The sequence below is a fragment of the Saccharopolyspora sp. NPDC000359 genome (assembly GCF_040300525.1).
Classification (GTDB): domain Bacteria; phylum Actinomycetota; class Actinomycetes; order Mycobacteriales; family Pseudonocardiaceae; genus Saccharopolyspora.
The window spans coordinates 62,527-81,106 of sequence record NZ_JBEPDU010000003.1; the positions used below are offsets into that span (position 1 = coordinate 62,527).

Consider the following 18,580-nt stretch of genomic DNA (forward strand, 5'->3'; position numbering starts at 1 on the left):
ACTGCTCGGACCCGGATGCGGAGATCGCGGCGCACGCTCTACGGTGGAACTCCCGCGGAGGCAGCCCCGACGAACTTCGCGCCGCAGTCCTGGTGCTCGGGCCGGTCGGTGCCTCGGGGCGTCCGTGCGGGGACCGCTCCACCCCCTGCGGGCCGGAGCACCACGACACGGCAAGAGCCTTGGAGCTCGGACGCAGTTCTCGGCAGCCGGCTCACGGCTGAAACCGAAAGGACACCCATGAAGATCCGCGTGGAACGTGACGGTCTCGCCGACGCCGTCGCTTGGGTCGCGCGCAGCCTTCCGTCGCGGCCACCGGTTCCGGTGCTGGGCGGGGTGCTGCTCGATGCGAGTTCCGGAGAGGCGCTGACCATCTCCGGCTTCGACTACGAGGTCTCCGCACAGGTCACCATCGACGCCTCGATCGACGCCAGCGGCAAGACGCTGGTCTCCGGTCGGCTGCTCGCCGACATCACCAAGGCGCTGCCCGCCCGCCCGGTGGAGCTCACCGTCGACGGCTCGCGCGTCACCATCACCTGCGGCAGCTCCAAGTTCAGCCTGCCGACCATGCCGGTCGAGGACTACCCCGAGCTGCCCGCGATGCCCGAGCACGTCGGCTCGGTGCCCACCGACCTCTTCGGCGAGGCCGTCGGCCAGGTCGCGATCGCGGCGGGCAAGGACGACACGCTGCCGATGCTCACCGGCATCCGGATGGAGATCAACGCCGACAAGCTGACCATGGTCGCCACCGACCGGTTCCGGCTGGCGATGCGCGAGATCACCTGGGAGCCGGGCACCACGATCGGCGACACCTCGGTGCTGGTCCCGGCCAAGACGCTCGCCGACTCGGCCAAGACCCTCGGCGCCGGGGCGAGCAAGGTCGAGATCTCGCTGGCCTCCGGAGACGGCCTGCTCGGCCTGTCCGGCACCGCGCGCCGCAACACCACCCGGCTGCTGGACGCGGAGTTCCCGAAGTACCGCCAGCTGCTGCCCGCGGAGAGCGCGGTCACGGCCAACGTCGACGTCGGCCCGCTGGTCGAGGCGATCAAGCGCGTCTCGCTGGTCGCCGAGCGCGGCACCCAGGTGCGCCTGGAGTTCTCCGACCGCGTGCTGCGGCTGACCGCTGGTGGCGACGACGAGGGCAGCGCGGAGGAGGAGCTCGCGGTGGAGCTCACCGGCGAGCCGCTGACCATCGCGTTCAACCCGGCCTACCTGCTCGACGGCCTCGGTGCGATGAAGAGCGACCGCGCCCAGCTGCAGTTCACCACCGCCAACCGCCCGGCGCTCATCAAGCCGGTCGACGAGGATGGCAACGTGGCGGAGGGCTACCTGTACCTGTTGATGCCGGTCCGCCTGCCGGGCTGATCCACTTCCCACGGCTGCGCGGCTCGCGCAGCGGTGCCGGTAGCGGAACCTCAGGCGCCGTCTGGACCCCTGACCGGGCTGTTCTCGCCAGGCGACGGCTGAGGAGCCGCGGCGGTGCAAGTGGCGTGCGCGGTTCCGGAAAGCAGAATCGAAGCCGGGGCTGGGTCACACCCGGGGCCCGGCCCGACCGGGGGCGCGGCTGCCGGTGGTTAGGCTCCGGTCAGATCGATTCAGCTGGTGCGGTCCACCTCGCGCGCCGACCAACCCAGCAGCAACACAGCTCGCAGAGGAGATCCGGTGCAACTCGGACTTGTCGGTCTCGGCCGAATGGGTTTCAACATGCGTGAGCGGCTGCGCGCCGCTGGTCACGACGTCGTCGGTTACGACCGCAACCCGGACGTCAGCGATGTCGCCTCGATCGCGGAGCTGGTGCGGAAGCTGACCGGCCCGCGGACCGTGTGGATCATGGTGCCGCACGGCGACCCGACCCGGCAGACCGTCGAGGAGCTGGCCGGGCAGCTCTCCGCCGGTGACCTGGTGATCGAGGGCGGCAACTCGAAGTTCACCGACGACCAGGCCAACGCAGCGCTGCTCGCCGAGAGCGGGATCAAGTACGTCGACGTCGGCGTCTCCGGTGGCGTGTGGGGCGCGAAGAACGGCTACGGCCTGATGGCCGGTGGCGACGCCGAGGACATCGAGCGCGCCATGCCGATCTTCGACGCGCTGCGCCCGGAGGGGCCGCGCGACGAGGGCTTCGCGCACGCCGGTCCGGTCGGTGCCGGGCACTACGCGAAGATGGTGCACAACGGCATCGAGTACGGCCTGATGCAGGCCTACGCCGAGGGCTTCGAGCTGTTGTCCGCCTCGGACGTGGTCACCAACGTGCCGGAGACGGTCAAGGCGTGGAGCCGGGGCACCGTGGTCCGCTCCTGGCTGCTGGACCTGCTGGTCCGGGCGCTGGAGGAGGACCCGGAGCTGAACGAGCTGCGCGGCTACGTCAACGACTCCGGCGAGGGCCGCTGGACGGTCGAGGAGTCGATCAACAACGCGGTTCCGACCCCGGTGATCACCGCCTCCCTGTTCGCCCGCTTCGCCTCCCGCCAGGAGGACTCGCCAGCCATGAAGGCGGTCGCGGCCCTCCGGAACCAGTTCGGCGGCCACGCGGTCCAGAAGAACGCGGACTGAACCGAGCCCCGACCTCGTTGCGGGGTGGCGTTCCCGCCGCAGGCGTCGTTAAAGCGATTTGTCGACAAATCGCCGGTTGTTGGTGAGTGGTTCGGCACTGCCGCTCGGCAGTGCCGAACCCACTCGTCCCACCACCGGTCCACCGGAGAACGCGAAGCGCTCTCGGGGCGGATCGGCCGACCACTAAGTTGGATCGTCGTGTACGTCCGCCATTTGCAGGTGACCGACTTCCGGTCCTGGCCGCACGCCGACCTCGCGCTGGAGCCCGGGACCACCGTGCTCGTCGGGTCGAACGGGCAGGGCAAGACGAACCTGGTCGAGGCGATCGGCTACGTCGCCACGCTCGGCTCGCACCGCGTCGCCAGCGACGCGCCGCTGGTCCGCGACGGTGCGCCGCGCGCGGTGGTGCGGGCCGCCGTGGTCAACGGCGGTCGTGAGCTGCTGGTCGAGCTGGAGATCACGCCGGGCAAGGCCAACCGGGCGCGGATCAACCGCGGGGCGGCAGGCAAGCCGCGCGACGTGCTGGGCATCCTGCGCACCGTGCTGTTCGCGCCGGAGGACCTGGCGATCGTCCGCGGTGACCCGGGCGAACGCCGCCGCTTCCTCGACGAGCTGCTGGTCGCGCGCTCACCCCGGTACGCGGGCGTGCGCTCCGACTACGAGCGGGTGCTCAAGCAGCGGAGCGCGCTGCTGAAGTCCGCCGGTGCTGCGCGGCGCGGCGGTGGCAAGGCGGACCTGCGGACGTTGGAGGTCTGGGACGGGCACCTGGCCCGCTTCGGCGCGGAGCTGCTGGCCGGTCGGCTCGACCTCGTCGCCGCGATCGCACCCCATGTGACCAGCTCTTATGCCAGCGTCGCCGCGACCGACGAGGCCAGCGCGCCGTCCGGGCGGGTGGCCGACCTGCGCTACCGCAGCAGCCTCGGCGCCTCGCTGCCCGAGGGCTTCGGCGAGCCGATGGGCAAGGCGGCCGACGTCGACCAGCTGGAAGCGGCGCTGCTCGCCGAGCTGGAGCGGGTCCGGCCGCAGGAGATCGAGCGCGGCGTCTCGCTGGTCGGACCGCACCGCGACGACCTGGAACTGCTGCTCGGCGACCTGCCCGCCAAGGGATACGCCAGCCACGGCGAATCGTGGTCCTTCGTGCTGGCGTTGCGGCTGGCTTCCTATCACCTGCTCACCGAGGATGGCGCGGAGCCGGTGTTGATCCTGGACGACGTCTTCGCCGAGCTGGACCGGCGCCGCCGGGCCCGGCTGGCCGAACTGGTCGCCGGGGCCGAGCAGGTGCTGGTGACCGCGGCGGTGGCCGAGGACGTGCCACCGGAGCTCACCGGTGCGCGTTTCGACGTTCGCGAAGGCGAGGTGCGAAGTGTCCCGTGACCGCACGCAGCCGTCAGGTTCACCGAGCGTGACGAACGGGGTCACTCGGTCCACGGATCTACCCACAGCTGGGGATAACTCTGTGGATGGTGTGGATAACCCGGCGCCACCGGTTGGGTCCGACGGCGCCGCGCTGAGCGGCCCGGACCTGGCCCGAGCCGCCCTGCAGGCCGCCCGCGAACAGACCGCCGCCCGCCGCCGGACCGGCGGGAAGACGGGCGGCAAGGTCCGCACCCGCCGCCGTCGTGGCTGGTCGGGGCCAGGTCCGGACGACAGGGACCCGCAGCCGCTCGGGCGGCTGGCGGCCCGCATCGCCGCGGAGCGGGGCTGGACCGAGCACCTCTCCGGCGGCCAGGTGTTCGCCAAATGGCCCGCGCTGGTCGGCGCCGACGTCGCCGAGCACACCAAGCCGGTCGCGCTCAAGGACGGTGAGCTCACCGTCCAGGCGCAGTCCACCGCCTGGGCCACCCAGCTGCGGCTGCTGCAGCGGCAGATCCTCAAGCGGATCAGCGACGGCGTCGGTCGCGACGTGGTCCGCCGCATCAAGGTGCAGGGTCCGGCGGCCCCGAGCTGGCGGCACGGCCCCCGGCACATCTCGGGGCGCGGCCCGCGCGACACCTACGGCTAGGCCGTCCGCGCCGGGGCTGCCGGACGGGCGGCCGATCGCCGCCGAGATCCCCCGGTCCTGTTTCGCGGCTCTCGGATGGTGGGTCGATTCGAGTTCTTCGCTCTGTGAGCAAGTCAGGGGTGTCCTTGCCCCACTTCTGTCCGGGGAGACCAGTAGAATCAAACCGGGTGTGGCCGAGGCGCACGCCAGGAAGCGCATCGGCGTGGTGCGCGGCACCGGCCGAGGGCCGGCAGCGGCGCCAGCAGACGAGAGTCGCCCCGAAGTGGTCAGCGGTGCGGGACGGGGCGCGTTCGAACCGGCATCGACCGATCACCCTGACAGCACCACAGTCGGCTCAAGGAGAAATCGAGGCCCGTGGCACCGAAGAAGAGCGATTACAACGCTTCATCCATCACCGTTCTTGAGGGCCTTGAGGCCGTCCGCAAGCGTCCGGGCATGTACATCGGTTCGACCGGTGAGCGCGGCCTGCACCACCTGGTGCAGGAGGTCGTGGACAACTCGGTCGACGAGGCGATGGCCGGGTACGCGACCACCGTCGAGGTGACCCTGCTCGCCGACGGCGGCGTGCGCGTGATCGACGACGGCCGAGGCATCCCGGTGGAAATGCACCCGGTGGAGAAGAAGCCGACCCTCGAGGTCGTGCTCACCGTGCTGCACGCGGGCGGCAAGTTCGACAGCGACGCGTACGCGGTCTCCGGTGGTCTGCACGGCGTGGGCGTCTCGGTGGTCAACGCGCTGTCCACCGCGCTGGAGGCCGAGATCCACAGCGGCGGGCACGTGTGGCGGCAGCGTTACGAGGACTCCAAACCCGTCACCGAGGTCCAGCGCGGGGAGAAGACCGACAAGTCCGGCACCAGCATCACCTTCTGGGCCGACCCGACGATCTTCGAGACCACCCGGTACAACGCCGAGACGATCGCCCGCCGCCTGCAGGAGATGGCCTTCCTGAACAAGGGCCTGACCATGATCCTGCGCGACGAGCGGGTCTCCGACGAGGACCAGGCCGGGGAGGACGCCAGCGGCACCGCCGCCCGCGTCAAGGAGCGCACCTTCCACTACCCGGGCGGTCTGGAGGACTTCGTCCGGCACATCAACGCCACCAAGGAGCCCATCCACAAGAAGGTGGTGGCCTTCAGCGCGTCCGGCGACGGGCAGGAGCTGGAGATCGCGATGCAGTGGAACTCCGGCTACAACCAGTCGGTCTACACCTTCGCGAACACCATCAACACCCACGAGGGCGGCACCCACGAGGAGGGTTTCCGGTCCGCGCTGACCCGCGTGGTCAACGCCTACGCGCGGGACAAGAAGCTTATAAAGGACAAGGACGGCAACCTCACCGGTGACGACATCCGGGAAGGGCTGGCCGCGATCGTCTCGGTGAAGGTCCGCGAGCCGCAGTTCGAGGGCCAGACCAAGACCAAGCTGGGCAACACCGAGGTCAAGTCGTTCGTGCAGACCACCGCCTTCGAGTGGCTGACCGACTGGTTCGAGCGCAACCCGACCGAGGCCAAGGTGATCGTCAACAAGGCGGTCTCCTCGGCGCAGGCGCGGATGGCCGCGCGCAAGGCCAAGGAGCTGGTGCGCCGCAAGAGCGCGATGGACATCGGCGGCCTGCCGGGCAAGCTGAAGGACTGCCAGTCCAACAGCCCGGAGGAGTGCGAGCTCTACATCGTGGAGGGCGACTCCGCGGGTGGCTCGGCGAAGGAAGGCCGCGAGTCGCGGTTCCAGGCGATCCTGCCGCTGCGCGGCAAGATCATCAACGTGGAGAAGTCGCGGATCGACAAGGTCCTCAAGAACAACGAGGTCCAGGCGATCATCACCGCGCTGGGCACCGGCATCCACGACGAGTTCGACCTGTCCAAGCTGCGGTACCACAAGATCGTGCTGATGGCCGACGCCGACGTCGACGGCCAGCACATCCGGACCCTGCTGCTCACCCTGCTGTTCCGCTTCATGCGCCCGCTGATCGAGAACGGCCACGTGTTCCTCGCACAGCCGCCGCTGTACAAGATCAAGTGGCCGCGTTCGGAACCGGAGTACGCCTACAGCGACCGCGAGCGCGACGCGCTGCTGGAGGCGGGCGCCGCCGCCGGTCGCAAGCTGCCGAAGGACGACGGCATCCAGCGCTACAAGGGCCTCGGCGAGATGAACGCCGACGAGCTGTGGGAAACCACGATGAACCCGGAGACCCGGCTGCTGCTGCAGGTCTCGCTGGACGACGCGGCCACCGCGGACGAGCTGTTCAGCGTGCTGATGGGCGAGGACGTCGAGGCCCGGCGCTCGTTCATCACCCGCAACGCCAAGGACGCCGGCTTCCTCGACGTCTGACGCCGCCGCGCAGGCCCACCAACGAACTCTTTCGAGTAGCAAGGGACGAGCATGACGGAAATCCTGCCGCCGGAACACGGCCGGATCGAACCGGTTGAACTCCAGCAGGAGATGCAGAACTCCTACATCAACTACGCGATGAGCGTCATCGTCGCGCGCGCCCTGCCGGACGTGCGCGACGGGCTCAAGCCGGTGCACCGGCGCGTGCTGTACGCGATGTACGACTCGGGCTTCCGCCCGGACCGCGGGTACGTGAAGTGCTCCCGCGTCGTCGGCGACGTGATGGGCAACTACCACCCGCACGGCGACTCGGCGATCTACGACACGCTGGTCCGGCTGGCCCAGCCGTGGTCGATGCGCCACCCGCTGATCGACGGCCAGGGCAACTTCGGCTCGCCCGGCAACGACCCGGCCGCCGCCATGCGGTACACCGAGTCGCGGCTGGCCCCGTTGGCGATGCACATGCTCGCCGACATCGAAGAGGACACCGTCGACTTCTCGGACAACTACGACGGGCGCACCCAGGAACCCGACGTGCTCCCGGCGAGGTTCCCGAACCTGCTGGTCAACGGCGGTGGCGGCATCGCGGTCGGGATGGCGACCAACATCCCGCCACACAACCTGCGCGAGGTCGCCAGCGGCGTCGTCTGGGCGCTGGAGAACCCGGACGCCGACGACGACCAGCTGCTCGACGCGCTGATGGAGCGGATCAAGGGCCCGGACTTCCCGACCCACGGCCTGATCCTCGGCACCAACGCGATCGCCGACGCCTACCGCACCGGCCGCGGCTCCATCAAGATGCGGGCCGTCGTCAACGTGGAGGAGGACAGCAAGGGGCGCACCACGCTGGTCGTCACCGAGCTGCCCTACCAGGTCAACCCGGACAACCTCATCGAGAACATCGCCTCGATGCACCGGGAAGGCAAGATCACCGGCGTCTCGGACATCGCCGACGAGTCCAACAGCCGCCGCGGCATGCGGATCGTCGTGACGCTCAAGCGCGACGCGATCCCGAAGGTCGTGCTGAACAACCTCTACAAGCACACCCAGCTGCAGACCACCTTCGGCGTCAACATGCTGGCCCTGGTCGACGGCGTGCCGCGCACGCTGCGCCTGGACCAGGTCATCCGGTACTACGTCAAGCACCAGGTCGAGGTCATCGTCCGGCGCACCAAGTTCCGGCTGAAGAAGGCCGAGGAGCGCGCCCACATCCTGCGCGGCCTGGTCAAGGCGCTGGACATGCTGGACGAGGTCATCGCCCTGATCCGGCGCTCGCCCACGGTGGACGACGCGCGCACCGGCCTGATCGAGCTGCTCGACGTGGACGAGATCCAGGCCAACGCGATCCTGGAGATGCAGCTGCGCCGCCTGGCCGCCCTGGAGCGGCAGAAGATCGTCGACCAGCTGGCCGAGATCGAGCGCGAGATCGAGGACCTCAAGGACATTCTCGCCAAGCCGGAGCGGCAGCGGCAGATCATCCGCGACGAGCTGATGGAGATCGTCGACAAGTACGGCGACGACCGCCGCACCAAGATCGTCCCGTTCGAGGGCGAGGTCTCCATGGAGGACCTCATCGCCGAAGAGGACGTCGTCGTCACCATCACCCGCACCGGCTACGCCAAGCGGACTCGCACCGACCTGTACCGGGCGCAGAAGCGCGGCGGCAAGGGCGTGCAGGGCGCGCAGCTGAAGCAGGACGACATCGTGTCGCACTTCTTCGTCTGCTCGACCCACGACTGGATCCTGTTCTTCACCAACAAGGGCCGGGTCTACCGCGCGAAGGCCTACGAGCTGCCGGAGGCCAACCGCACCGCGCGCGGCCAGCACGTGGCGAACCTGTTGGCGTTCCAGCCGGACGAGCAGATCGCCCAGGTCATGCAGATCAAGGACTACACCGCCGCCCCGTACCTGGTGCTGGCCACCAAGAAGGGGTTGGTCAAGAAGTCCCGGTTGACCGACTTCGATTCCAACCGATCGGGTGGTCTCATCGGCGTCAACCTGAAGGAGGACGACGAGCTGGTCGGCGCGGTGCTCTGCTCCGCCGACGACGACCTGCTGCTGGTCTCGGCCGAGGGGCAGTCGATCCGGTTCCACGCCACCGACGAGGCGCTGCGGCCGATGGGTCGCGCCACCTCGGGCGTGCTGGGCATGCGGTTCAACGAGGGCGACGAGCTGCTGGCCATGGGCGTGGTGCGGGAGAACCGGTACGTGCTGGTGGCCACCGACGGCGGCTACGCCAAGCGCACCCCGATCGACGACTACCCGGTGCAGGGTCGTGGCGGGAAGGGTGTGCTGACTCTCCAGTACGACAACAAGCGTGGCAGGCTTGTGGGGGCGCTCATCGTCGAGATCGACGACGAGCTCTACGCGATCACCTCGAGCGGTGGGGTCATCCGGACCACCGCCAAGGAGGTCCGCAAGGCCGGCAGGCAGACGAAGGGGGTTCGTCTGATGAACCTCGACGAGGGGTCCGCGCTGGTGGCCATCGCGCGCAACGCCGACGAGGCCGCCGACCCGGACGCTGCGGGGCCGGAGCAGCAGAAGTAAAACCTGTGGGAGACCACGCCGCACACCGCCGACGATCACCGAAGGATCGCTCGTGACATCTTCCGAGAAGCCGGAGTCCTCGGGCCCGCAGCAGGACGCGGACCAGGCTTCGGTCAGCACGCAGACAGTCGACAGCACCGCAGGGTCGGACACCGGGGCCGACGCGGCGGCCGCCGAGGCCGCCAGCGCCAGCGGTGAGGAGCTGAACGGCACGGAGACACCTCCGCCGTGGCAGCGCGCATCGGCGTCGGCGGCCGGGGCGGAGGCCACCGAAGCCGCCGCGGCGGCGCCGGAGGCGCCGGAGGTCGACGACACGCAGACCATCCCCAAGCAGTTCGCGGACCAGGAGACGGTGCGCACCAAGGTGCCGCAGTCCGCCCGGACCCAGGTGTCGTTCACCGGGGCCGGTACTGGTCCGGCGGGGCCGGGGCGCACCGCGTCGACCCCGTCGGCGCGCCGCCCCAGCCGGGGACCGCGGCGGGCCAGCCTGCAGGTCAAGCGGCTGGACCCGTGGTCGGTGCTGAAGCTCGCGCTGGTGCTCAGCGTGGCGCTGTTCTTCGTCTGGATGATCGCGGTGGCGGTGCTCTACGGCGTGCTCGACGGCATGGGCGTGTGGGACCAGCTCAACGGCACCTTCAGCGAGCTGACCCAACCGGACGACGCCGCGGCCGAGCCGCTGATCAGCGCCGCCCGGGTGTTCGGCGTCGCCTCGATCATCGGCGCGATCAACATCGTGCTGGTGACCGCGCTGGCGACGGTGGCCGCGTTCATCTACAACGTGGCGGCCGACTTCGCCGGTGGCGTCGAGGTCACCCTGTCCGAGCGGGAATGAGCCGCTGACGTGGCGATTCCGGTGCACCGGGCCGGAATCGCCACGTCCCGGCGGGCGCTAGGCGACCCCCCGTTCGAAGGGCCTCCAGGCGTCATGTAGTCTCTTAACCACAACAAGGGCCTATAGCTCAGGCGGTTAGAGCGCTTCGCTGATAACGAAGAGGTCGAAGGTTCAAGTCCTTCTAGGCCCACTGGGAACCCTGCCAACACCCCGAGACGTCACGGGCCGCGCGCCGCGTGCAAGGAGGCGACCGGAAGTGAAGAAGCTGCTCGCACTCGCCGCAGTTGCTGGAGTCGTGCTGTTCGTCGTCCGGCGCAACCGCGCTGCCAAGGCCGAGGCCGACCTCTGGCGTGAGGCGACCGCCGAGGCCTGATCGCCCGGCGAACCACCTGAACCAGCCCGGTCCGGTCCGCCGAGCCGGGCTGTTCTCGTCGCCAGCACCACCGATCCGGTCGCGCGGCGACGTCCAGGGGACGTAGCTCAATTGGCAGAGCACCGCCTTTGCAAGGCGGGGGTTAGGGGTTCGATTCCCCTCGTCTCCACTCGGAGTTGGGTGGAGTGTGCCAACGGAATGCGTTGGCCTTTACTCCTCGTCATCATTTTGGGGGGAGCGACTCCCCCCAAGCCCCCCTGCGGTGCGGGGGTTTCTTTTTTGTTTGCTCCTTGCGTGGGGAGCCTTCTGGGGCTGCTCATGGACCAGCGGTCTTCGAACTTTCCGCTCGGTGGTCCCGCTCGGCGGTCCCGTCCGGTCTTGTGGGGGGCTTGGTGGGGGTGGGTTTTGTTGTTGGTTGTTCGGGGTTAGTGCCTGCGGTGTTCAGGAGCTGGTCGCAGTTAGGGCGGGGGTTCTTCCAGGCTGGCTGGAACTGCTTCGTTGCGACACCCTCCGGCGTACACCGCGATGGCGCGTGCGGGTAGCGGCGCATCGTGTACTGGTTTTCCGTGCTCGTCGAGGGGTGCGTGGCCGGACGGTGACAACGCCCGCCGAGCGCACTTCCTGTGCACAGTCATCAACGGACTCTCGCTCGAACGGGCGTTGCCAGCCGTCGACGCCGTGCTGGGTCCGCCGCCCGCCCAGCAGTAACTCGCGGACTCCTCCGCAGCCGGTCAGAAGTTCAGCGGGTGGGCCCGGTACCAGTCGAGGGTGTTCTTGATGCCTTCTTCGAGTGGGGTTGGGCTGCGGTCGAAGCGCTCCTCGAAGGCGGTGGAGATCATGTTCTGCGGGATCTCGTGCTGGTAGAAGAGTTCCGCGTACTCGGCCATGAACTGGGCGTCGAAGGGCCCGGTGGGGGTGGGGCCTTCGAGGACCTGCCTGGTGAGGGGCCTGCCCGTGAGGCGTTCGACCAGGTCGTGGACCTGCTTCGTGGTGATGGCCGGGGCTGTCGGCAGGTGCCAGACCCGCCCGGTCGCATCGGGGGCGGCCGTGCCGAGGTCGACCAGCGCCTGGGCCACGTCGGGGAGGTAGGTGTAGCTGTGGGGGAGGTCGATGTCGCCGAAGGCCAGGACCGGCTCACCCGCGAGGGCTGCCGGGAAGAAGGTGGCGCCGAGGGTGGAGAGCAGGACCCTGGGGCCGTAGAAGTCCGCTGAACGGCCCAGGACGACCTCTGCCTCGCCTGCCCGGTGGGCGTCCAGGTAGGTCTGGTCCAGGGCTGCGCGCATCCGGCCCTTGCGGCTTGTTGCTGCCCAGGGGGTGTTCTCGGTGATCGCTTCCCCGTCCGCTTCGCCGTAGGGGTAGAGGGTGTCGAGGACGACCAGGCGGGCTCCGTGGTGGGTTGCCGCCGCGAGGATGCTGCCAGCGATGCCGGGCATCAGGTCGACTTGCTGGTGGTACGGGACGTTGACCGCGTGGTAGATCGCTGCGGCACCTTGGGTGGCCGCTCTCGCCTGGTCGGGGTCGGAGACGTCGGCCTGGACCACTTCGACGCCGGTGAGGGCGTTCTTGATCGGGCCGCGGTTGACGTGGCGGACGCGGAGGCCGCGGCTGAGCAGTTCGTCCACCGTTGTTGTTCCGGCGGGCCCGGCGCCGAGCACGACGTGCAGGGCTGGGGACATCGTTCCTCCTTCGTGAATGACTGGTCATTCACTTTCGTGGGCAGCACGAGGCGCTCCCGTGCCGCGGGTGTTGGTCAGGTGTGGCGGAGGCCGGTGGTGAGCGCCTTCGCCCAGGTCGCGTCGGTGTTGAACGCGTCGATCGCGGTCAGCAGGTGGCAGAGCTGGCCGCGGGCGATGAACTCCTGGGCCTGGTCGGCACTGGCCCGGGTCCGGGACATCGCGAAGTCGGTGATCCGGGCGTAGCCGGTGCGGACCGCGGCGGCGACTTCGGGGACCTGGGTCGAGGCCAGGGCCTGGACCTGGACCAGCAGCAGGTCGCGGTCGGCGATCAGCTCGGTGTAGCGGGCGCCCATGCGGTCGAGGACCTCGGCGGGCTCTGCTACTCCGGCCTCGTCCGCCGCCTCCGCCAGGGCTTCGAGGATCCGGTCGTAGCAGTCCTCGATGGCGGCGACGAAGAGGTCCACCTTGCGCGGGAAGAGCTTCATGACGTACGCGGCGGAGATTCCCGCGTGCTCGGCCACCTTGGTGACCGGGCTGGTGGTGTACCCGGACCGCGCGAACACGTGCACCGCGCTCCGGATCACCGCCCGCCGCCGCTCCTCGGCGGTCGACCTCGAACCACTCATGGTGAGTGACTGTACATTCACTACTTGGCCGTGGCAAGCGGCTGGACCTCTTCCAGTGAGCGGAAGCAGGAGCGCCGGGTGGGGTGGTTGAGCGGGCAACATCCCTGCACCAGATCCCCGCAGCGCAACGAGGAGGTTGGGCGATGGCCGGGCGAGGTGCCACCGGGCGGAGCGGGTGGGTGCTGCCGCTGTGCTGGACCGCAGTGCTGCTGGACGGGTTCGACCTGGTCGTGCTCGGCAGCGTGCTCCCGGTGCTGCTCGAGGGGCAGCAGTGGGGGCTGACCGCAGCCAGCGCCTCCGTGGTGTCGACCGCCGGGCTGGTCGGGATGACCATCGGCGCGCTGGCCATCGGGACGGTCACCGACGTCATCGGTCGGCGCAAGGCGCTGATCTTCGCCGTGACCAGCTTCTCGCTGCTCACCGCGCTGTGCGCGGTCGCGCCCTCGGTGTGGGTGTTCGGCCTGCTGCGGTTCCTCGCCGGGCTTGGGCTCGGCGGTTGCCTGCCGACCGCGATCGCCCTGGTCACCGAGCACGCCCGTCCCGGCCGCAGCGGGAGCGCCACCACCACGATCATGACCGGCTACCACGTCGGAGCCGTGCTCACCGCGCTGCTCGGGATCGCGGTCCTGCCGAACCTGGGGTGGCGCGCGATGTTCGTCCTCGGGGCAGCACCGGCGCTGGTGCTCGTGCCGCTCATGCTCCGCCACCTGCCGGAGTCGGAGTCCTTCCAGCGCGCGAAGCCGGAGCGCGGGATCAGCGGCGGGGCGGAAGCCGTCGCCTCGCTGTTCCGCGGCGGGTTCGCCCGCGCCACCATCGCGTTCTGGGTCACCTCGTTCATGGGCCTGCTGCTGGTCTACGGGCTCAACACCTGGTTGCCGCAGATCATGAAGTCCGCCGGTTACCCGCTCGGGGCGGCGCTGGGGCTGCTGCTGACGCTGAACGTCGGCGCGGTGATCGGACTGCTGATCGCCGGGGCGGTGGCCGACCGGGTCGGGCCGCGGCCGTCCACCATCAGCTGGTTCGCGGCGTCGGCGGTGTTCCTGGCGGCGTTGAGCATCAAGCTGCCCGGCATCGGCGTCCACGTGGCGGTCCTGGTCGCGGGCTGCTTCGTGTTCAGCTCGCAGGTGCTGGTGTACGCCTACATCGGTCGCTTCTACCCGGCGGCGAACCGGGCGACCGGGCTCGGCTGGTCGGCCGGGGTCGGGCGCATCGGCGCGATCTGTGGTCCGCTGCTCGGCGGTGCGATGCTCACCGCGGGCATCGCCTACCCGTGGGGTTTTTACGCCTTCGCCGCGGTCGGCGCGCTGGGGGCCGTCGGAGCGGCGTTCGTCCGGCGCCCCGAAGTCCCGCAGGTGCAGGGGAGCACGGCGTCCCAACGCGCCTGACGATCATGCCGCGTCGCGCACCGCCCGCCGCACCGCTTGGCGGTCCACCCCGTGGGAGGCCAGCAAGTCGGCGGCGACTCCTCGGCCGCCGAGCAGTGCGAGCAGGACGTGCTCGTCGCCGATCCGGCGCTGCCGCAGGTCAGCGGCTTCGCGCAGCGCTCCGACCAGCGCGGACCTGGCAGCGGGGGTGAACCGCTTGTGCCCCCTGGGGAGCCACCGGCGTCGGCGCGGCTTGTCGACCAGGGCGTCCGGGCCGAGGGAGCGTTCGACGTTGGCGACGAGCTCGTGCACGTCGATGCCCAGGTCGCGCAGGGCCGACGCGTCGGAGTCGCTGAGCCCGCCGAGCTTGCGGGCCTTCTCGTAGGCGGCGGCCACCGCATCTTGGTCCACGCCGTGATCGGTGAGCAGCTGACCGGCCCGGGTGGTCGGCGTGCTGGCCAGCGCGAGCAGCAGGTGCTCGTCGGTGATCTCCGGGTGCCCGCGCAGCTCGGCGAACGCCGAAGCGCCGACCACCGCCCGACGGGCGTCCGCGGTGAACCTCTCGAACATGGTCATGACCTCCCGTGCTTCTTGTGCACGGCCTGCCGGGACACGCCCAGCGCCGTTGCGACGTCCTGCCACGACCAACCCTGGTTGCGCGCGTTGCGCACCTGCGCGGATTCGAGCTGCTCGAGCAGTTTCCGGAGGGCCGCCACCGCGCGCAGGCCCACTACGGGGTCCTGGTCGCCCGCTGCGGCGGCGAGTTCGGTCGCTTGTGCCATGACGTCAACTTACGTTGACGCACGAGAGGTGTCAACCTGGGTTGACGAAGACTCAGCCCTCGACGGACTTCCTGATCCCGTCGAGGGTCTGCCGCATGCCCTCCTCGAGGAGTCCGCGGCGGAACTCAGCGAACGTGGCCGCCTCCTCCGGCGGGAGGCTGTCCCGGATGGCCAGCAGCCGGGCCGGCGGGGACTTCATCCGGTAGCGCTGGGTCAGCACGCAGCCGTCGCTGGTCGGCTCGATCTCGAAGGACCACACCGAGGCCTCCGGGTCCGAGGGGTTGGAGAGCACGGCCCAGGAGAAGCGGCGCCCGGGCTCGGCCGCGACCACCTCGCAGTCGGCGGACCAGGACCGGTCACCGCGGCGGTTGTGCCCCCTGAAGCGGGCGCCGACCGCGCCTGGCTCCCCAGTGGTCCACTCCCCGCCGACGCACTCCGGGCTCCACTCGCCCATCCGGGTGATGTCGCTGGCCACCCGGTACACCTCGGCCGGGGTCGCGGCCACCTCGACGGTTGCCTGCAAGTCGTAGCTGATCGTTTCTGCCATGCCCACAATCCTGGCCGCGTGCGAACACCCGGAGCACAGTGATACGAGTCACAGCCAAGGGCTCCTCCGGGCGGCGCGCCCGGAGGAGCCCTTGGCTTTCGAGGACTAGTGGGAGCGTTCCGAGGTGGGCTGGTGCTGGCCGTCGGTCTGGGACGGGACCTCGGGGCGGTCCGCGCGGTGGCGGGCCGGGGTGTCGCGCCGGGTGAAGTCGTTGTCCGCGGAGGCGACCGGGAGCTCCTCCGGGCGGCGCGAGAACGCCACCGCGGCCGCCCCCGCCAACCCGGCCAGCACCAGCAGCACCCACGGCCACTTGCGGCGCTTCGGCTTGGGCGGGCTGATCCGCGCGGCCAGCTCCTTACGGGCGGCCGTGGTGTTCTTGGCCCACTGCTTGCGGGACGCCGCGGCCTTCTTCTCCCACTGCTTGCGCGCCTTGCGGCTGCGCTTGGCGAGTTCCTTGCGGGACATCCCGGTGGCGCGCTGCGCGATCCGCTCCTGCAGCTCGTCGGTCGAGATGCCCCGGTTGGCGAGTTCCTGCTCGGCCAGCGCGGCGGCGTGCTTGGAGAACGCCACCCCGACCTCGCTCGCGCGCCTGGCGTTGCGGCGAGCCGACTTGATGCCGGTCCCCACCGCCTTGCCCACGCTCTCGCCAGCTCGGGCCATCGCCTTCACCTCATCCATCCTGTGCCTCCTCGGGGCCCTGTTCGATCAAGCGGCACCAGCCGCTCGCGCTGCTCGGTGAGCAGGTTCACCACTCGGGTACTCGGAGTACGTCCGGCGAGGACAGCCCGGCACCGGCGGACGCGCGGGAGGAATCGGCGCAGCTCAGGGGCGCTAGCGGTACCGCTGTGCGAACCACCCCTGGCACCCCCTCGAACCCGGCGTCCACCGATCGACGTGCTGGCCGCGTCGAGGCCCATACTGCACCCAGGAACCGAGATCGGCCTGTTCGATGGCAGGATGGTCGAGTGGCTGAAGACAACGGATCGCTCGTTGGGACGACGGTGACCGCCACCCTGCACACCTCGCAGGGGGACATCCGGATCAACCTGTTCCCCGACCAGGCGCCCAAGACCGTCAAGAACTTCGTGGGTCTCGCCGAAGGCACCAAGGAATACGCAGCCCCGAACGCGAAGGGCGAGAAGTCCGGCCCGTTCTACGACGGGGTGATCTTCCACCGCGTCATCGACGGATTCATGATCCAGACCGGCGACCCGACCGGCACCGGCCGGGGCGGCCCGGGCTACCAGTTCGGTGACGAGTTCCACCCGGAGCTGCAGTTCTCCAAGCCGTACCTGCTGGCCATGGCCAACGCCGGGCCGAACACCAACGGCTCGCAGTTCTTCATCACGGTGGCCGCGACCACCTGGCTGAACTACAAGCACACCATCTTCGGCGAGGTCGCGGACCAGGATTCCCGCAGCGTCGTCGACTCGATCGCGCAGACCGCGACCGGCTCGGGTGACCGCCCGGTCACCGACGTCATCATCGAGAAGGTCTCGATCGAGCGCGGCTGACCACCGCCAACCGAGCAGAGGGCAGGTCCGACACGTGACTGTTCCGCCCGGATCTCAACAGGGGGCGGACGGGGCGCCGCCGCAGCTGCCGACCTGCGTTCGGCACCCCGACCGCCCCACCGGCCTGCGCTGCACCCGGTGCGAGCGCCCGGCATGCCCGGAGTGCCTGCGCGACGCCTCCGTCGGGCAGCACTGCGTCGACTGCGTCGCGCAGGGCCAGCGCGGCACCCGGCAGCCGGTGACGGTCGCCGGTGCGCGGCTGGCCAGCAAGCCGATCCTGGTGCCGGTGCTGATCGCCGTGAACGTGGCCGTCTTCGCGCTCACCGCGGTGCAGGCGGGCAGCATCGGCGCGAACTTCACCGCGCCGCTGTTCGGCGACTTCGCGCTGTGGCCGATCCTGGTCGCGGGTGGCGAGTGGTGGCGGCTGCTCACCGCCGGTTTCCTGCACATCGGGCTGCTGCACCTGGCGATGAACATGATCGCCCTGTGGGTGATCGGCCGGGACCTGGAACTGCTGCTCGGCCGGGTGCGGTTCGCCGCGGTGTACGGCCTGTCGCTGCTCGGCGGCAGCGCTGCGGTGTTCCTGTTCGGCGAGGAGGCGAAGGCGGTGGCCGGTGCCTCCGGCGCCGTGTACGGGCTGATGGGCGGCATCGCCATCGCCGCGCTGCGGCTGAAGGTGAGCCTGCGGCCGGTGCTGGTGGTGATCGCGCTGAACATCGCGGCCAGCGTGCTGATCCCCGGGATCTCGCTGCTCGGGCACATCGGCGGCCTGGTGCTCGGTGTGCTCGCGACCGGTGCGCTGGTCTACGCGCCCCGCAACCGGCAGGTGCTGGTCCAGGCCGGTGCGCTCGGCGCGCTCCTGGTGGTGCTGGTCGCGGTGCTGATCACGCGTGACGCGCAGTTCGGCAACGTGATCTGCTTCGGTTCCGGAGCGCAGACGCGCTGCGGCGTGCTCGGTTCGTGAGGTCAGCCCTGCCAGCTCCGCAGGGCGTCGGCGACGTCCTGCGGGTCCGCGCCGAGGTCCAGCCGGGTGAGGATGACCAGCACGTCCGCGTCCAGCTCCAGGGACTGCACCTCGTGGCCGAAGCGCCGGTGGCGGCGGACCCGGACGGACAGCGCTGACCAGGGCCAGTGCCGCCGGCCGCCCACCCCGCGCACGGTGATCCCGCCGCGGTTCGCGCTCAGCCGCGGGCGGCAGAGGGTGGCGTGCGCCGAGGCGGCGGCGAAGGCGAGCACCAGGACGCCGACGAACAGCCGGTCCACCGCGGACTCGGCGGCGAACCACCAGGCCGCAGCCGCCGCGGTCAGCGCCCATCCGGTGACGACCAACCCGATCGGGGTCGACCACTGCTGCGATCCGTTGGGCTCGTCCACCGTTATCCACCCGCTACCGATGAGTTATCCACAGGAGTTATCCCCACTGGGGATGACTTACACCCATG

Annotated in this window: 17 protein-coding genes, 2 tRNA genes and 1 pseudogene; 13 read left to right on the top strand and 7 right to left on the bottom strand. The window is 70.1% G+C overall.

Going from position 1 to position 18,580, the window contains the following annotated elements; translation table 11 throughout:
• Positions 1-237 precede the first annotated feature (237 nt).
• From dnaN to ABT324_RS03425, 10 genes and pseudogenes are all read left to right on the top strand, one after another.
• The gene (dnaN, locus tag ABT324_RS03380; RefSeq protein WP_351170883.1) at positions 238-1,362 is read left to right on the top strand and encodes a DNA polymerase III subunit beta; all 1,125 of its coding nucleotides are present in this window, start codon (positions 238-240) and stop codon (positions 1,360-1,362) included.
• Between the two features lie 237 nt (positions 1,363-1,599).
• Complete coding sequence (gene gnd / locus ABT324_RS03385) at positions 1,600-2,547, top strand: phosphogluconate dehydrogenase (NAD(+)-dependent, decarboxylating) (protein WP_351170886.1); 948 nt, start codon at positions 1,600-1,602, stop codon at positions 2,545-2,547.
• Between the two features lie 198 nt (positions 2,548-2,745).
• A complete protein-coding gene (gene recF, locus ABT324_RS03390; RefSeq protein ID WP_351170889.1) occupies positions 2,746-3,921 on the top strand; it encodes a DNA replication/repair protein RecF in 1,176 nt (391 codons plus the stop codon).
• A gap of 82 nt (positions 3,922-4,003) precedes the next feature.
• Entirely contained in the window at positions 4,004-4,549 is a 546-nt protein-coding gene (locus ABT324_RS03395) for a DciA family protein (protein WP_351170892.1), read from the top strand.
• A 354-nt stretch (positions 4,550-4,903) separates the two neighbouring features.
• A complete protein-coding gene (gene gyrB, locus ABT324_RS03400) occupies positions 4,904-6,877 on the top strand; it encodes a DNA topoisomerase (ATP-hydrolyzing) subunit B (RefSeq protein ID WP_351170895.1) in 1,974 nt (657 codons plus the stop codon).
• A 51-nt stretch (positions 6,878-6,928) separates the two neighbouring features.
• Complete coding sequence (gyrA, locus tag ABT324_RS03405) at positions 6,929-9,424, top strand: DNA gyrase subunit A (protein ID WP_351170898.1); 2,496 nt, start codon at positions 6,929-6,931, stop codon at positions 9,422-9,424.
• Between the two features lie 52 nt (positions 9,425-9,476).
• Positions 9,477-10,256: a DUF3566 domain-containing protein gene (locus ABT324_RS03410; protein ID WP_351170901.1), complete on the top strand. Its 780-nt coding sequence runs from the start codon at positions 9,477-9,479 to the stop codon at positions 10,254-10,256.
• 116 nt (positions 10,257-10,372) lie between these two features.
• Positions 10,373-10,446: transfer RNA gene (locus ABT324_RS03415), tRNA-Ile, on the top strand.
• Between the two features lie 66 nt (positions 10,447-10,512).
• Positions 10,513-10,620, top strand: a pseudogene (locus tag ABT324_RS03420) (DLW-39 family protein); the annotation flags it as partial.
• Between the two features lie 105 nt (positions 10,621-10,725).
• A tRNA-Ala gene (locus ABT324_RS03425) sits at positions 10,726-10,798 on the top strand.
• A gap of 562 nt (positions 10,799-11,360) precedes the next feature.
• Here the strand turns inward: ABT324_RS03425 and ABT324_RS03430 are convergent.
• Both ABT324_RS03430 and ABT324_RS03435 read right to left on the bottom strand, forming a co-directional pair.
• Entirely contained in the window at positions 11,361-12,305 is a 945-nt protein-coding gene (locus tag ABT324_RS03430) for an NAD-dependent epimerase/dehydratase family protein (RefSeq protein ID WP_351170904.1), read from the bottom strand.
• A gap of 74 nt (positions 12,306-12,379) precedes the next feature.
• The gene (locus ABT324_RS03435; protein ID WP_351170907.1) at positions 12,380-12,931 is read right to left on the bottom strand and encodes a TetR/AcrR family transcriptional regulator; all 552 of its coding nucleotides are present in this window, start codon (positions 12,929-12,931) and stop codon (positions 12,380-12,382) included.
• Positions 12,932-13,074: 143 nt separating this feature from the next.
• On the opposite strand from ABT324_RS03435, the gene ABT324_RS03440 reads away from it, so the two are divergent.
• Positions 13,075-14,316 (top strand): MFS transporter, encoded by a 1,242-nt coding sequence (locus tag ABT324_RS03440; RefSeq protein WP_351170910.1) that lies wholly within the window; start codon positions 13,075-13,077, stop codon positions 14,314-14,316.
• A 3-nt stretch (positions 14,317-14,319) separates the two neighbouring features.
• Here the strand turns inward: ABT324_RS03440 and ABT324_RS03445 are convergent, their stop codons facing one another.
• The 4 genes from ABT324_RS03445 to ABT324_RS03460 form a co-directional block, all read right to left on the bottom strand.
• Entirely contained in the window at positions 14,320-14,871 is a 552-nt protein-coding gene (locus ABT324_RS03445; protein WP_351170913.1) for a Clp protease N-terminal domain-containing protein, read from the bottom strand.
• On the bottom strand, positions 14,868-15,077 hold the full coding sequence (locus ABT324_RS03450; protein WP_351170916.1) for a helix-turn-helix domain-containing protein: 210 nt from the start codon (positions 15,075-15,077) through the stop codon (positions 14,868-14,870). The genes ABT324_RS03445 and ABT324_RS03450 overlap by 4 nt, the downstream gene beginning before the upstream one ends.
• A gap of 52 nt (positions 15,078-15,129) precedes the next feature.
• Positions 15,130-15,624, bottom strand: coding sequence for an SRPBCC family protein (locus tag ABT324_RS03455; RefSeq protein ID WP_351170919.1), 495 nt, complete (start codon positions 15,622-15,624; stop codon positions 15,130-15,132).
• Positions 15,625-15,729: 105 nt separating this feature from the next.
• Positions 15,730-16,302, bottom strand: coding sequence for a hypothetical protein (locus tag ABT324_RS03460; RefSeq protein WP_351170922.1), 573 nt, complete (start codon positions 16,300-16,302; stop codon positions 15,730-15,732).
• Between the two features lie 287 nt (positions 16,303-16,589).
• Between ABT324_RS03460 and ABT324_RS03465 the strand changes: the two genes are divergently transcribed.
• Together ABT324_RS03465 and ABT324_RS03470 are read left to right on the top strand one after the other, a co-directional pair.
• The gene (locus ABT324_RS03465; RefSeq protein ID WP_351170925.1) at positions 16,590-17,138 is read left to right on the top strand and encodes a peptidylprolyl isomerase; all 549 of its coding nucleotides are present in this window, start codon (positions 16,590-16,592) and stop codon (positions 17,136-17,138) included.
• Positions 17,139-17,172: 34 nt separating this feature from the next.
• Positions 17,173-18,102, top strand: coding sequence for a rhomboid family intramembrane serine protease (locus ABT324_RS03470; protein ID WP_351170928.1), 930 nt, complete (start codon positions 17,173-17,175; stop codon positions 18,100-18,102).
• Positions 18,103-18,104: 2 nt separating this feature from the next.
• Here the strand turns inward: ABT324_RS03470 and ABT324_RS03475 are convergent, their stop codons facing one another.
• Positions 18,105-18,512, bottom strand: coding sequence for a PH domain-containing protein (locus ABT324_RS03475; protein ID WP_351170934.1), 408 nt, complete (start codon positions 18,510-18,512; stop codon positions 18,105-18,107).
• Positions 18,513-18,580 lie beyond the last annotated feature (68 nt).

Excerpts from the sequence above, each read along its gene's own strand:
- dnaN (WP_351170883.1), top strand. The coding sequence starts at position 238 with ATGAAGATCCGCGTGGAACGTGACGGTCTCGCCGACGCCGTCGCTTGG.
- gyrA (WP_351170898.1), top strand. The coding sequence starts at position 6,929 with ATGACGGAAATCCTGCCGCCGGAACACGGCCGGATCGAACCGGTTGAA.
- ABT324_RS03430 (WP_351170904.1), bottom strand. The coding sequence starts at position 12,305 with ATGTCCCCAGCCCTGCACGTCGTGCTCGGCGCCGGGCCCGCCGGAACA.
- ABT324_RS03435 (WP_351170907.1), bottom strand. The coding sequence starts at position 12,931 with ATGAGTGGTTCGAGGTCGACCGCCGAGGAGCGGCGGCGGGCGGTGATC.
- ABT324_RS03440 (WP_351170910.1), top strand. The coding sequence starts at position 13,075 with ATGGCCGGGCGAGGTGCCACCGGGCGGAGCGGGTGGGTGCTGCCGCTG.
- ABT324_RS03445 (WP_351170913.1), bottom strand. The coding sequence starts at position 14,871 with ATGACCATGTTCGAGAGGTTCACCGCGGACGCCCGTCGGGCGGTGGTC.
- ABT324_RS03450 (WP_351170916.1), bottom strand. The coding sequence starts at position 15,077 with ATGGCACAAGCGACCGAACTCGCCGCCGCAGCGGGCGACCAGGACCCC.
- ABT324_RS03455 (WP_351170919.1), bottom strand. The coding sequence starts at position 15,624 with ATGGCAGAAACGATCAGCTACGACTTGCAGGCAACCGTCGAGGTGGCC.
- ABT324_RS03460 (WP_351170922.1), bottom strand. The coding sequence starts at position 16,302 with ATGGATGAGGTGAAGGCGATGGCCCGAGCTGGCGAGAGCGTGGGCAAG.